This is a genomic window from Algibacter sp. (assembly GCF_029245835.1).
Lineage (GTDB): Bacteria > Bacteroidota > Bacteroidia > Flavobacteriales > Flavobacteriaceae > Algibacter_B.
In genome coordinates this window covers 26,669-40,657 of sequence record NZ_JAQWOO010000023.1, presented here as the reverse complement: position 1 = coordinate 40,657, position 13,989 = coordinate 26,669, and the positions used below count along the sequence as shown (strand labels likewise).

Genomic DNA, 13,989 nt, shown 5'->3' with positions numbered 1-13,989 from the left:
TTGTAAATATCCAAGCGCTAAAGAAATGGCTGCACATAACTGTGCAAAATGAAATCAATAATCAAAATATTATGAATATAGTCAAATCAGAATTCTATACTGAAACTTTTAAGGCTTGTTTTAAAATATAATTGGTATAATTTAAATCATCTTTTTTTAGGATAACATAAATCGACACTATAGAAATAAGTGAAAATGGAAACCCCGAACCAATACCAAGTGGTGAAATAGCTAGAAAAAAGAGAATGGCACCTATACATGCTAGACGTACCATCCAACCTTTCAACATCATACCTATGGCAATTAAACCCTGCCCAATTGCAATATAGGTTACCATAGAAACGATATGAGATTTAAACCATCCATTAATAAAATCAGCGTATAAATGAAACGGCGTAAATTTAGCATATTCTATATAATCGTTGGGGCTTGTTTGAGCTGTGGTATAGTTTAACCAGAACGCCCATAGAAATAGCAAAACAAATAACAATCGTGCTAATTTAGGTCTTAAAATAGCACATATCAAAATTGAAATAGCAACACTATTAGATATTATCCAAGGTGTAAAATATTCATTTAGTAATTCCATCTAACTAAGGTTATTTTAGAAATCAAGAATATGCTAGTGTTTCAATGAGATGTTTACAACCACCATATTTGATATGTTTTGTGTGATTATCCATATTCTTAAAACGAACTCCCGTAATATCAGAGCACAATATTTTTGAATCCATTTTTTCGTAGAACATATCTAATGTTTCTTTGGCATAGGAATTTGTTAATGATGATTTTTTTTCTACTTCTCTACACCATTTAAGAGATTTCATCCATACCGCCGCCGCTAGTCCACCACAAGCTGCACCACTTAATCCTAGTCCGCCCGCAAAACCTGCCACGATAATCATTTCTTCATCACTTGCACCCATACGCTTTACCACTTCAGTAGCACAACTCATATATTCAATTGAAGATTTGATTTCTTTTTTTGTTAAAACTTCAATAGCAGATTGCACTGCCTCTGGAGCCCATTGTTCAGCAAGGTTAAAACAATGCAAAAACCGACCTGAGAAAACGTATTTAGCCATACTTAATTTGCTTGAAAAATCACAATGCGTAATAGCTCTACAGTTTATAGTTAGCTCTCTATTTGAAAACGATACCATCAATTTTCGTGTAGCATTTACAGCAACTGCAATAGCTTCATTTTGATTTTTGCATTTTCTGTAAGCCTCAGCTCCTGCAGCCATAGAAGCACCCCAAAGCATGCCGCATTGATGTCCTTTCTGCATGATTCCTCCTGCTAACGCATCAGCAGCACGTTCTTCTAACGCTTTTGGGTGTCCGAATTCTCGATTTAGGATATGAAAAAAGGTACGTGAGCATGTTCCTAATTTCCTAAATACTTTTTTTCCATCTTTAGGGCCATCTTTGATGTTATAGGTATCCATCTGAATATGTTTATATTTTATCTAGTAAGTTACACAAGACCGTGACTTAACCCTATGATATTCATCAGTTTACATATATATTTTTGTTGCTTTCAAGTTTAATAATAAGACTTGATGCTGTTGATTAAAGAAGTTATGGAAGGTTGTGTGTTAATAGCGATATTAAGTCATAAATTATTCACTATCATAAAATATAATGAATGAATTGAAGATAGAAATTAAAAGGATTTTAAAAGACATTAATCCTCAGGAGGAAATCCATGGATTTGTTCAAACACCTCATCAAAATTTTGTCGTAAATAAGAATTAAGTTTTTTTCTGTAGTCACCTTTTAACCAATCCACAAAATTGTAAGTGCTTTTACTGATACACTTGGTGTAACGTTGTATTCTAAAGTCTATATCATCACCAAGTTGTTTTGCTAATGCCAGTGCATCATAAACATCTTCGCTATTTTCAATGCAAATTTTACCATGCTGCTCGATAGATCGTTCTAAAACAACTTTTGAAGATTCGCCGTTTCTTATAGAATCTACATAGGTTTTTTGAATATCAAAATGAACATCTTCGGATTTTGAAAATTCAGCACGTAAAGCATCTGGCATTTCATATCTAAAATTGCTTTCTAATTCTTCATCACTTAAAATAGCATCTAAGTAATATGTTGGCGATTTAAAAATACGCTGCCAATCTAGACCATCACCCCATGGCCCAAACCTATGGAAGTTATTTCCTAAATCAATAACCGAAAATGTTTTCTTATCTTTTAGAATACGAGATCCACGACCAATCATTTGATAATAAAGCGTTAACGATTTTGTTGCTCTATTAAGTATAATACTATCAACCGTAGGTTCATCAAAACCAGTTGTTAAAATACTTACGGAGCTTAATATAGCGTCAGGTGTTTGCTTAAACCATTTTAGTATCATGGCGCGCTCCTTTTTTGTATTTGTGTTATCTAGATGTGCTACAGGATAGCCAGCTCTTCTAAAGGTGTCGTATACATGTAAAGATGTAGTTATACCGTTATTAAAAATTAGTGTCTTCTTTCCTTTACTACGTTCTTCATAGGCATGTAACAGCTTAGATAACATATCGTTATCAGTATACAGGTCTTCTGATGATTTAACTGTGTAATCACCATTAGCTCCAACTACTAAAGAGGTTAGGCCAACATTATAAGTAAACATTTCAGCACGCGCTAAAAAGCCATTTTCAATAAGTGACTCAATACTTTCACCAACAATTAATTCATCATAATTGTCAGTCATTGGTAATTCAATACTAGAACTTAAAGGTGTTGCAGTAACCCCTAAAATAAAGGATTTACTAAAAAATTTAAAGAGTTTTGTAAACGAATTGTAATGCGCTTCATCAATAATAACTAAGCCTATATCTGAGATATCTAACTTATCATCATTAAGTCTGTTATTTAAGGTTTCAACCATAGCTACAAAACAACTAAACTCTGCTTGATCACTTAAATCTGCTTTACTATCGACCACTTTATTGTGTACACCAAATTCTGTAAGCATATTTGATGTTTGCTTACACAACTCAATACGGTGTGTCATCACCAAAACTTTCTTCTTGTGAGTTTTTAAATACTGTCTTACTATTTCAGAAAAAATCACCGTTTTACCACCACCGGTTGGCAGTTGATAAAGCAAGTGATAATCTTCAGGAGATTCCTCAAAAGCTGTGAAAATTTTATCAATAGCACCTTTTTGGTAACTGTATAAATTTTTACCTTCTGCTCTTTCTTCTAATTCTAATTCTGCTTTTGTAACTGACATACTTTAATTTTTGCAACGAACAAAAATAACACCTTTAAAGGGTTTCTCAATCATGATTACTATGAAATTATTCAAGTAATATCAACAACACTAAAAATATTTCTTAAGTTTAACACAAGTTAATTTTAAAAATAGCATCTAAACTATTGAAACACAAATTAGTTACCCTTATGAAACTCGAATATGTATTATTCTTATCAATATTTATTTTATTGGCTTGTAGTAAAGATTCTTATACTACAGTTGATGATGATACCAAAATGGAAGAAATGGGAAACACAAATTACGCCCCTAATATTCTGCTTGTTATTGCAGATGATATGGGGTTAGATGCTTGTCCAGGCTATAATATTGGTAGTGTAAAACCGAATATGCCCAACCTTCAAAATTTAATAGATTCGGGCATTAAGTTTAATAATTTATGGTCTAATCCAACCTGTACGCCAACACGAGCAGGTATTATTACTGGGAAATATGGGTTGAGGACCAATGTTTTGGCGGTAGATGATCCGCTTTCAACCTCTGAAACGTCATTGCAAAAGTATTTAGATAATAATACTAATAATGAATATGCACATGCTGTTATTGGAAAATGGCATTTATCAAGAGATACGAGCCACCCAAACGATATGGGTATTAATTATTTTGCAGGTTTTATGGGTGGTGGTGTGCCTTCTTATAACAATTGGACATTAAATGTTAACGGCACAACAAGTGCTTCAACAGATTATACAACTTCAAAATTTACCGATTTAGCTATTGATTGGGTTAATCAACAATCAAAACCCTGGTTTTTATGGTTAGCATATAATGCCCCTCATACACCGTTTCACTTACCACCAAGTGATTTACACTCGCAAAGTACATTAGCTTCAGATCAAGGAAGTATTGATGCAAATCCACTTCCCTATTATATGGCTGCTCTTGAAGCTTTAGATACAGAAATGGGCAGACTCATAAATTCACTTTCAGATGCAGAAAAAGAAAATACAGTTATTATTTTTATGGGCGATAATGGTACGCCCGGAAAAGTTGCCCAAGAATATAATTCCAGACGTGCAAAAGGCAGTATTTATCAAGGCGGTGTGAATGTGCCTATGGTTATTTCAGGAAAAAACGTTTCCAGAATCAATGCTAGTGAAGATGCACTTATAAACACCACTGATTTATACGCTACAATTGCTGATATTGCTGGTGCAGGAACTACCGATGTTCATGATAGTAAAAGTTTTAAAGGTCTTTTAAGTGATTCTAGCTCAGAAAAAAGAGCGTATACCTACACAGAAAACAATGACTATACAGTACGAAATGCCACTCATAAATATATTTATTTCAATAATGGTTCTGAAGCCTTATATAATTTAAGTAATAACCGTTTGGAAAATCCAAATTTATTGAATGCTAATCGATTACCTTTAAGTACTGAGAATAGTATGATAAAAGACGAATTAACTTCAAAACTTCAAGAGATAAGAAATTAGTCATGAAAATTTTAGCTTTTTTTAATGATATCCTGTAACAAAAATTTAGAAGAGCGCTAAGATTATAAATTACTATGCATTCTTAGATGGTATAAAGATAAAATTAAAAAACTAGACGCTTTATGAAAAGCCTTTTAATAATGTTATTGAAAGGCTTTTTTGTTTTCATTACATTTGTTATGTAAATTTTTTTAATATGCAGATTAACGACAAATCAGGAGTAAAAAACTATTTAGCGAATGAGGCCAGATATAATGAAATGACATACAACAGAACAGGACAAAGCGGAGTGCTACTTCCTGCTATGTCTATTGGTTTATGGCATAATTTTGGTTTTGTTGATGCCATTCAAAATGGTAGAGATATATTACGAACTGCTTTTGATTTAGGGATTACACATTTTGATTTAGCAAACAATTACGGACCGCCTTATGGGTCTGCTGAAGAAAATTTCGGAACTATTTTTAAGAAAGATTTTAAGCCTTATAGAGATGAATTATTTATAGCTACAAAGGCTGGTTATGATATGTGGCCTGGACCTTACGGTAATTTAGGTTCAAGAAAATATTTAATCGCTAGTTTAGACCAAAGTTTGAAACGTATGGGTTTAGATTATGTTGATGTTTTTTACCATCACAGACCAGATCCAGATACGCCTTTAGAAGAAACTATGGGCGCACTAGCAGATATTGTTCGCCAAGGGAAAGCATTATATGTTGGTGTTTCAAATTACAATTCTGAAGACACTAAAAAAGCAGCTAAGCTCTTAAAAGAGTTAAAGGTGCCTTTTATTTTACATCAAGCTAGATACTCCATGTTTGATCGTTGGGTTGAAGATGGTCTTCTTGATACTTTAGAAAATAATGGTGTGGGTTGTATTGCCTTTTCGCCTTTAGCACAAGGTATGTTGACTGATAAATATTTAAACGGGATTCCTAAAGGTTCAAGAGCTGCTAAAGATTTAACCTATCTAAATAAGGAAACTGTTTCTAATAATATCGGAAAAGTTCAAAAACTGAATGTTTTAGCAGAAGACCGCGGACAAAAACTATCTCAAATGGCTATTGCTTGGATATTAAGACAGCCTCAAGTAGCCTCCGTTTTGGTTGGAGCAAGCTCTTCAAACCAATTAAAAGAAAATGTAAAAGCTTTAGATTATTTAGATTTTAGTACCGAAGAATTGAAGTTAATTAATGGAATTATCTCTTAAATTATTACAAACTCTAATTTCTTTACCTTCCTTCACTTAATAAAAACTTGAAATAGAAAACAGAAAAATAAAAGTAAGAGATATGTAGTGTTTTACCATTCAAGCTAATTTTCAGTAAAAAAAAGTAAAATATTACTCTTTCACAATAATAATAGTCACTTTTACACCTTTAGAAAGTGCCCATATTTTACCAGAAATAACTTTATTCCATTCGTCTTTAATTCTATATTGTGCGGTGTTTGGAATATAATCGCCTTCATTAATAGCATAGAACTCAATTTTATTTAAACCTTCTTTCAGATTTAATCTAAACCCTTGAAAACTTCCAACTAACGAAATATTAGACTGTATAACATCGCCATCAACTAATACACGAAGTAAATCGCCATCAATACGCCCGTGGTCTCTGTAACCTATATCAATATATTTTGATTTAGTTGTATAATCTCCCCAATAGGCATCTTCTTTTAAACCACTATATAAACCATGTCCTTCTGGTAAAAGTTCTTTTTCTAATTTATCAAGATTCTTTGTGTATAATTCTCCTGGATTTCCAAATTTTTCCTGCGGAAACATTGAAAACTCTTTTTTAGGCATTCCTAAATTCGGAGCCACTTTTGGTCTATTCATACCAAAAGTATTGTTATCCTTTATTGGTTGTGATGGTGTTAACGGACTTGTTTCTGCTGTATCTTTTTTGCTTTCAACAGCAGGAATAGATATAGATTTCTTTTTACTATCTATTTGGGCATGAGTAGATAGCGAGATGCATATAAAAAAAAGAAAAAAAATATAAGATTTCATCAATTTAAGCTAATCTTTAATTTGGATTGAAGTCGTATTTATTTTTCAAAGATATTTCTTTCTTAGAAATACAACCATTTTAAACATATTATTTAATAATGGTTTAACAATAACCGTTCCTAAAAGCTATCATTTCTACTATTTTCTTCTTCCCTACGAGTCTAAACTGTTAAAATTTGTTAATTTATTACTTTGTTATACATAGTACTGTAACAAAATTAATTTATGGTCGTCTATCTAGTATAATCGAAAAACAATAAATAATTAATCATCAATTAAAATAAAAAATTATGAGAACTTTAAACAACAATCAATTATCAGGAACTTTAAACGAAACTAAAAGTAACCAATGGAATATTAGAAGACGTTATAGATAATTAACAGCTCAGCATAATAAAACAACAGTTCGGATATTTAAATTACTAACCACTAAGGTTTTAAAATATATTTGAACCATAATTAAAACATCAATCAAAAACGAAAAATTATGAGAACTTTAAACAGCAATGCATTAACAGGGGCTTTAAATGGCACTAAAAGTAGTCAATGGAACACTAAAAGACGCTATAGATCATAGTAGCGCCTTTTAAATCAAAAACTTTCATCAATCAAAATCAATTAATCAATCAAAATCAAAAATTATGAGAACTTTAAACAGCAATGCATTAACAGGGACTTTAAATGGCACTAGAAGTAGCCAATGGAACACCAAAAGACGCTATAGATCATAGTAGCGTCTTTTGAATCAAAATCTTTCATCAATCTATTTTAAATCAATTAAAAATGAAATCAATTACTAAAATATCTAGGCAATTAGGTACTATAACACAAGAAAATATATTGTCCAGTAAGCGTATTATAGATTTTCAAATGACTAACAATGGTGTTTGGCAAGGCACAAAGCGTTACGCACACTAATTTAAAACCTTATAGCTATGGTTTTTTTCCGACTTATATGTAGCAATAACATATAAAAGCTATAATTATGTGCTAGACAAAATTAGTATCTGAAGTACATGCGAGGTCTATATCATACATCGCATTTTTTTAGTTACGGTAAGAATTTCTCGGATGAAGGTATTAATTATTAATACTTTAAAAGTGCTTTTAACTCGTTCTCAAATCTATTTTTTGGTAAATATTGATTTTCAAGTGGCTTCGCAAAAGGGATTGGTGTTTCTATACTAGCAACACGTTTTACGGGAGCATCTAAATAAGCAAAACAATGTTCCATAATTTCAGCTGAAATATCACTAGAAATACTACCAAATAAAGAATCTTCTTGCAGAATAATAGCTTTCCCTGTTTTCTTTACCGAATTATAAATGGTTTCAACATCTAAAGGCTGAAGGGTTCTTAAATCTATAACATCTGCTGAAATATCAGGATTATTATCTAAGGTTTCTAAAACCCAATGAATAGCAGCCCCATACGATATAATAGTGATGTCATGTCCCATTTTTAAAAGTGCCGCTTTACCAAAGGGTATGGTGTAATAATCGACAGGAACTTCTTGACGAATACTTCTATATAGCCCTTTGTGCTCAAAAAACAATACGGGGTTTGGATCGTTAATTGCGGTGTTTAACAACCCTTTGGCATCATAAGGAAATGCTGGGTATACAACTTTTAATCCGGGGGTTTTTGTAAACCAAGCTTCGTTTGTTTGCGAATGAAACGGTCCAGCAGCAATTCCACCTCCGCAAGGCATTCGTATAACTACATCTGCATTTTGATTCCATCTGTAATACGATTTAGCCAAATAATTGACTACAGGATTAAACCCAGAGGTCACAAAATCTGCAAATTGCATTTCAACAACACTTTTTATTCCAGCAATGGATAACCCCATAGCAACTTCAATAATAGCTGATTCGCAAATAGGTGTATTTCGTATGCGTGCTTTTCCAAATAGTTCTAAAAAGCCCTGTGTAATTTTAAAAGCTCCTCCGTATTCAGCAATGTCTTGCCCCATGATTACTAAATCTTCATGACGCGACATACTTTGTTTCAAACTATCAGAAATAGCATCTATAAATCGGACTTCTTTTCTATTTGATTTAGAATTAACTTCTTGATAATCATTGTATTTATAAACATCACCTAACTCTTCATTTTTATTAGGAATAATATCTTCTTCCGCGAAAGCGACTTCTAAATGTTCATTTATTTCATGAACGATTTTTTCTTTAATTGCGACTTCGTCATTCTCAGTTAAAATATTATTTTCTTTTAAAAAGGCTTGAAAATTTATTAGCGGATCTTTAGCAGCCCAAATATCCATAAGCTCTTGAGGCACATATTTTGTCCCACTCGCCTCTTCATGTCCTCGTATTCTAAAGGTTTTAAACTCTAATAATATAGGTCTTGGATTTTTTCTAATAGTTTCAGCTAATGCATTCACTTTGGTATATACTTCAACAATATTATTACCATCAATAATATGAGATTCCATTCCATAACCCAAACCTCTATCTGCAATATCCTTACAATTGTACTGTTCATTTGTTGGTGTTGATAAACCATAACCATTATTCTCAACACAAAATAAAACAGGTAATTGCCAAACTGAAGCTACATTTAAAGCTTCATGAAAGTCGCCTTCACTAGTTGCGCCTTCGCCTGTAAAGACAGCTGTAACTTGATGTTTGTTTTTTAATTTTGAAGCTAATGCTATACCGTCTGCAACACCTAATTGCGGACCCAAATGCGAAATCATACCCACAATCTTATACTGCTGTGTACCAAAATGAAAGGACCTATCTCTACCTTTTGTAAAACCAGATGCTTTTCCTTGCCATTGGCCAAATAATCTATAAAGCGGAATATTTCTAGTAGTAAAAACACCTAAATTTCTATGCATAGGTAAAATATATTCATCCTTATGCATCGCCATAGTAACGCCAACAGCAATGGCTTCTTGACCAATACCAGAAAACCATTTACTAATTTTACCCTGTCTTAATAAAATAAGCATCTTTTCTTCTATCAATCTAGGTTTTAACATGTTCCTGTATAATGATAGAAGTGTATCTGCATCTAGCATTTCGATGGAGTAGTTTATGTTAGATGAAGTTTTTGTTATTTTCATAAAAAAATACTTATTTGACTATCAAATATAGTATAAATAGGATTTATTAATGTTAAAAATTGCATATAACTCAGCATATATTAATTTGATTGTTTTTGTACATTTGTTTAATCGACATTTTAAAAATTACATCTTATGAACGCTATACCCAGTGTTAATTTAAAAGATTTCTTATCTGAAGATCCTACTAGAAAACAAAACTTTGTAGATGCTATAGGAAAAGCTTACGAAGAGATTGGTTTTGTGGCACTTAAAGGTCATTTTCTTGATGATACGCTAGTCGATAATTTATACAAAGAGGTTAAAAACTTTTTTAGTTTACCAACTGAGCAAAAACGTAAATATGAAATACCAGGTATTGGCGGACAGCGCGGTTATGTATCTTTTGGAAAAGAAAGTGCAAAAGGTAAGAAAGAAGGAGATTTAAAGGAGTTTTGGCATTTTGGGCAATATGTTGACGATGATGAAAAATTAAAAGCTGAATACCCTGATAATGTTATTGTAAAGGAGTTACCAGAATTTAATAAAGTTGGTAAGGAAACTTACAGAATGCTTGAAAAAACAGCTAAGTACGTTTTACGAGCTCTGGCTTTACACTTGGGTTTAGAGGAAACTTATTTTGATGCATATATTTATAATGGAAATTCTATTTTAAGACCCATTCATTATCCACCAATAACCCAAGAGCCAGAGGAGGCTGTTCGTGCTGCTGCACATGGCGATATTAACCTAATCACGCTTTTAATGGGAGCTCAAGGACGTGGTTTGCAAGTTCAAAATCATAAAGGTGAATGGATTGACGCTATTGCAGAAAAAGACGAAGTCATGATAAATGTTGGGGATATGCTTTCAAGACATACCAACAATAAACTAAAATCTACAATACACAGAGTCATAAATCCACCAAAAGAACTTTGGGGAACATCACGCTATTCTATTCCTTTTTTCATGCATCCTATTAGTGAAATGAAATTAGATGTTTTAGAAGGTTGTATAAATGAAGAAAATCCTAAACGCTTTGATGATATCACTGCTGGGGAATTTTTAAACGAACGCTTAATTGAATTAGGCCTTATTAAAAAATAATTCATGGATTTAAAAGATCAATTAAAAAATTTATTTCCTGAGCATACCGAAGAAGAGACAATTTCTGATATAAATGACACTTCTGGTATTTGGATACAGGATGACCCTATACTCTGTAAATACGAAAAGCGCAAAGGCAAGCCAATTACAATACTTGAAGGCTATACTGGAGCGACAGAAGATTTTAAAATACTTGCAAAAGAGATTAAAAAGAAACTTAGTGTTGGCGGAAGTTTTAAAGATGATAAAATTATTATCCAAGGTGATTTTCGAGACAAAATCATGCAGATGCTAAAAGATAAAGGATTTAGTGTGAAACGAGTAGGTGGATAAATTATGAGCAATCAAACATTACATATAACTAATGGTACTAAGTTAAATACTATTATTGATGACTTAAAGATACAAGGCGAAAAATTAACATGGCAAGAGCTATTATGTGAAGGTCCAACTTCAGAAATGGTTGCTTCTGAATCATTTTTAGAAACCAGAAAAGATTTTTTCGATAAATTTTATGGAATTGATTTAGACCTCGATTTGATTACTTCAGAACTCGATAAATTAAATCATACTAAACATTATTCTGAAATTGTATTATGGTTTGATTATGATTTATTTTGCCACATTAATATGGTTGCAGTTATAAGTTTTATAAAACAGAAAAAAATCGAACTCCCTATTTACCTTGTTTGTAGTGGTCGAGTTGAAGGCAGCAAAAACTTGAAGTCTTTATTAGAATTAAACTCAGCTCAACTATTTAATCACTACAAAAACAAAGTACTTCTTAAAAAAGAGGATATTGATATAGCAACAACAGTTTGGGGAATTTACTGCGGAATAGATCATAATTTACTCAAACCATATATTGTAAAACCTTCATCGTTTGAATACTTAAGCAATTGCTTAAAAGCACATTTAGAACGCTTTCCAGATTCTTCTGATGGTCTAAATAATTTAGAAAGAAACATCCTTGAAATTATTAATAAATATAGTATTACATCTAAAAATCATTTGCTGGGTTATGCCCTAAATTATCAAGGGTATTATGGTTATGGCGATCTTCAGTTATCTAGAATTATAGATCAATTGGAAGTATTCTACGATATCACAGACGAAAAGATAGAACTTAATAGAAAAGGTCATGAAGCCATTCTAGCTCAACATAATTTCGCGCTAGAGATTGATAATGGCATGATATACGGAGGCGTAAAAAAAATAGAATTTCAATTTAGTAAACCTGAAAATAAACTGATTAAATCCGCAACAAATGCCCATTAAAGAATCCGAGCTTATTTTAAATCCAGATGGTAGTATTTATCATTTAAATTTAAAACCTGAGCAGATTGCAAAAACAATTATTTTTGTTGGCGATCAAGACCGTGTAAGTAAAGTATCAAAACTTTTTGATACCATCGAGTTCAAAACACAGAAACGTGAGTTTAAAACACATACAGGGACTTATAAGGGGAAACGAATTAGTGTTATTTCAACAGGTATTGGACCAGATAATATAGACATTGTTGTAAACGAATTAGATGCTCTTTTTAATATTGATTTAAAAACAAAAAAAGTAAAAAAAGAGCTTACTGTTTTAAATATTATTAGAATTGGAACTTCGGGTTCTTTACAAAAACATATCCCTGTAGATGAATTTGTTTTAAGCACCCATGGGCTAGATATTAATGGGATGCTGCATGCGTACCAAATAAACGCCATTAATAATCCAGATATAGAGGATGCTTTTATAAAGCAAACTAATTGGCATACATACAAGGCAAGACCTATTGTTGTTGAAGGCAGCCAAAAACTTCTAAAGAAACTAGAAAGCAATAAAACACATAAAGGGTTAACCGCTACTGCTGGTGGTTTTTATGGCCCCCAAGGTAGAATTTTAAGGTTACCCATTCAAGATTCCGAATTGAATTCTAAAATGGATGCTTTTAAATTTAACGATGTAATGATTTCAAATTTTGAGATGGAAACGTCAGCTATATATGGGTTGTCCAAACTATTAGGGCATGAAGCCATGTCTATAAATGCAATTATTGCTAATAGAGCATCTGGCACATTCAGTAAAAACCCTGCAAAGACTATAGATAATCTTATCTTTTATACACTAAACAAAATTACAGAATAAACCAATTGATTTAATGAAGAAAGTAAACGTTGGCGGTGTGCCAGAACATTTTAATTTAGCTTGGTATTTAACATTAAAAAATGGCGAGTATAAAGAGGAAAATATAAACTTACGCTGGCACGATTATTATGGTGGTACTGGAGCAATGTGTAAAGCGTTGCGTGATGGTGATATCGATATTGCTGTTATTTTAACAGAAGGCATCATCAAAGATATTATAGACGGAAACCCGAGTAAAATTGTGCAAACCTTTGTACAAACACCACTAAATTGGGGAGTTCATGTGGCAAATCATTCAAATTACAAAACGGTAGAAGAATTAAAAGGCACCAAAGCAGCTATTAGTCGATATGGATCTGGGTCTCACTTAATGGCCTATATAAATGCTGAAAATAATGAATGGAATTTAGAAAAAGATTTAGATTTTGAAGTCATAAAAAACTTAGATGGCGCTGTAGAGGGTTTAACTGAAGGGGTCGCTGACTATTTTTTATGGGAAAAATTCACAACCAAACCTTTAGTAGATACTGGTATATTTAGACGTATTGATAACTGCCCTTCTCCGTGGCCCTGTTTTGTGATTGCCGTGAGAGAAGATTTTATTGAATCTAATAAGAAGGAATTAAAATCGATTTTAAATATTATAAACAACACAACTATAGAATTTAAAGACATTCCTTACATTGATAAAACTATTGCGAATCGTTATGAACAACAGTTAGAGGATGTACAGGAATGGTTGAATATTACGGAGTGGTCTCAAGAATTAATTGATGAAAAAACAATAATGAATGTTCAGGAAAAATTATTCACTTTGAATATTATACCTAAAATTGTTGATTATGAGCAATTAACTCATAATCTATAGTAACTTTTCCTAATAGCTAAATGTTAATAATTTATAAAAATAAGTTGAAGCGATTTAGCAATTCC

13 protein-coding genes are annotated in these 13,989 nt (G+C 32.1%); 8 read left to right on the top strand and 5 right to left on the bottom strand.

What is annotated here, in order from left to right; translation table 11 throughout:
• Nucleotides 1–94: 94 nt before the first annotated feature.
• The 3 genes from P8K68_RS02985 to P8K68_RS02975 form a co-directional block, all read right to left on the bottom strand.
• The gene (locus P8K68_RS02985) at nucleotides 95–589 is read right to left on the bottom strand and encodes a hypothetical protein (RefSeq protein WP_300248054.1); all 495 of its coding nucleotides are present in this window, start codon (nucleotides 587–589) and stop codon (nucleotides 95–97) included.
• A gap of 22 nt (nucleotides 590–611) precedes the next feature.
• A complete protein-coding gene (locus P8K68_RS02980) occupies nucleotides 612–1,448 on the bottom strand; it encodes a C-GCAxxG-C-C family protein (protein WP_300248052.1) in 837 nt (278 codons plus the stop codon).
• Between the two features lie 239 nt (nucleotides 1,449–1,687).
• Entirely contained in the window at nucleotides 1,688–3,247 is a 1,560-nt protein-coding gene (locus P8K68_RS02975) for a DEAD/DEAH box helicase family protein (protein ID WP_300248050.1), read from the bottom strand.
• A gap of 170 nt (nucleotides 3,248–3,417) precedes the next feature.
• On the opposite strand from P8K68_RS02975, the gene P8K68_RS02970 reads away from it, so the two are divergent.
• Together P8K68_RS02970 and mgrA are read left to right on the top strand one after the other, a co-directional pair.
• A complete protein-coding gene (locus tag P8K68_RS02970; protein ID WP_300248048.1) occupies nucleotides 3,418–4,728 on the top strand; it encodes a sulfatase-like hydrolase/transferase in 1,311 nt (436 codons plus the stop codon).
• Nucleotides 4,729–4,924: 196 nt separating this feature from the next.
• Nucleotides 4,925–5,938 (top strand): L-glyceraldehyde 3-phosphate reductase, encoded by a 1,014-nt coding sequence (gene mgrA, locus P8K68_RS02965; protein ID WP_300248046.1) that lies wholly within the window; start codon nucleotides 4,925–4,927, stop codon nucleotides 5,936–5,938.
• Between the two features lie 132 nt (nucleotides 5,939–6,070).
• On the opposite strand, the gene P8K68_RS02960 is transcribed toward mgrA, so the two are convergent.
• Nucleotides 6,071–6,742, bottom strand: a complete 672-nt coding sequence (locus tag P8K68_RS02960; protein WP_300248042.1) for a hypothetical protein — start codon at nucleotides 6,740–6,742, stop codon at nucleotides 6,071–6,073.
• A 783-nt stretch (nucleotides 6,743–7,525) separates the two neighbouring features.
• Between P8K68_RS02960 and P8K68_RS02955 the strand changes: the two genes are divergently transcribed.
• Nucleotides 7,526–7,660 carry a hypothetical protein gene (locus P8K68_RS02955; RefSeq protein WP_300248040.1) on the top strand — a complete coding sequence of 45 codons (135 nt, stop codon included), beginning with the start codon at nucleotides 7,526–7,528 and terminating at the stop codon, nucleotides 7,658–7,660.
• A 169-nt stretch (nucleotides 7,661–7,829) separates the two neighbouring features.
• Here the strand turns inward: P8K68_RS02955 and P8K68_RS02950 are convergent, their stop codons facing one another.
• Complete coding sequence (locus P8K68_RS02950) at nucleotides 7,830–9,833, bottom strand: dehydrogenase E1 component subunit alpha/beta (RefSeq protein ID WP_300248039.1); 2,004 nt, start codon at nucleotides 9,831–9,833, stop codon at nucleotides 7,830–7,832.
• 135 nt (nucleotides 9,834–9,968) lie between these two features.
• On the opposite strand from P8K68_RS02950, the gene P8K68_RS02945 reads away from it, so the two are divergent.
• From P8K68_RS02945 to P8K68_RS02925, 5 genes are read left to right on the top strand one after another with little or no spacing between them, the layout of a single operon-like run.
• Nucleotides 9,969–10,919: a 2-oxoglutarate and iron-dependent oxygenase domain-containing protein gene (locus P8K68_RS02945; protein WP_300248037.1), complete on the top strand. Its 951-nt coding sequence runs from the start codon at nucleotides 9,969–9,971 to the stop codon at nucleotides 10,917–10,919.
• Between the two features lie 3 nt (nucleotides 10,920–10,922).
• Entirely contained in the window at nucleotides 10,923–11,252 is a 330-nt protein-coding gene (locus tag P8K68_RS02940; protein ID WP_300248035.1) for a translation initiation factor, read from the top strand.
• Nucleotides 11,253–11,255: 3 nt separating this feature from the next.
• Nucleotides 11,256–12,197: a DUF1835 domain-containing protein gene (locus P8K68_RS02935; RefSeq protein WP_300248032.1), complete on the top strand. Its 942-nt coding sequence runs from the start codon at nucleotides 11,256–11,258 to the stop codon at nucleotides 12,195–12,197.
• Nucleotides 12,187–13,056, top strand: coding sequence for a nucleoside phosphorylase (locus tag P8K68_RS02930; RefSeq protein WP_300248030.1), 870 nt, complete (start codon nucleotides 12,187–12,189; stop codon nucleotides 13,054–13,056). The genes P8K68_RS02935 and P8K68_RS02930 overlap by 11 nt, the downstream gene beginning before the upstream one ends.
• Nucleotides 13,057–13,069: 13 nt before the next feature.
• Nucleotides 13,070–13,924 (top strand): substrate-binding domain-containing protein, encoded by an 855-nt coding sequence (locus tag P8K68_RS02925; protein WP_300248028.1) that lies wholly within the window; start codon nucleotides 13,070–13,072, stop codon nucleotides 13,922–13,924.
• Nucleotides 13,925–13,989 lie beyond the last annotated feature (65 nt).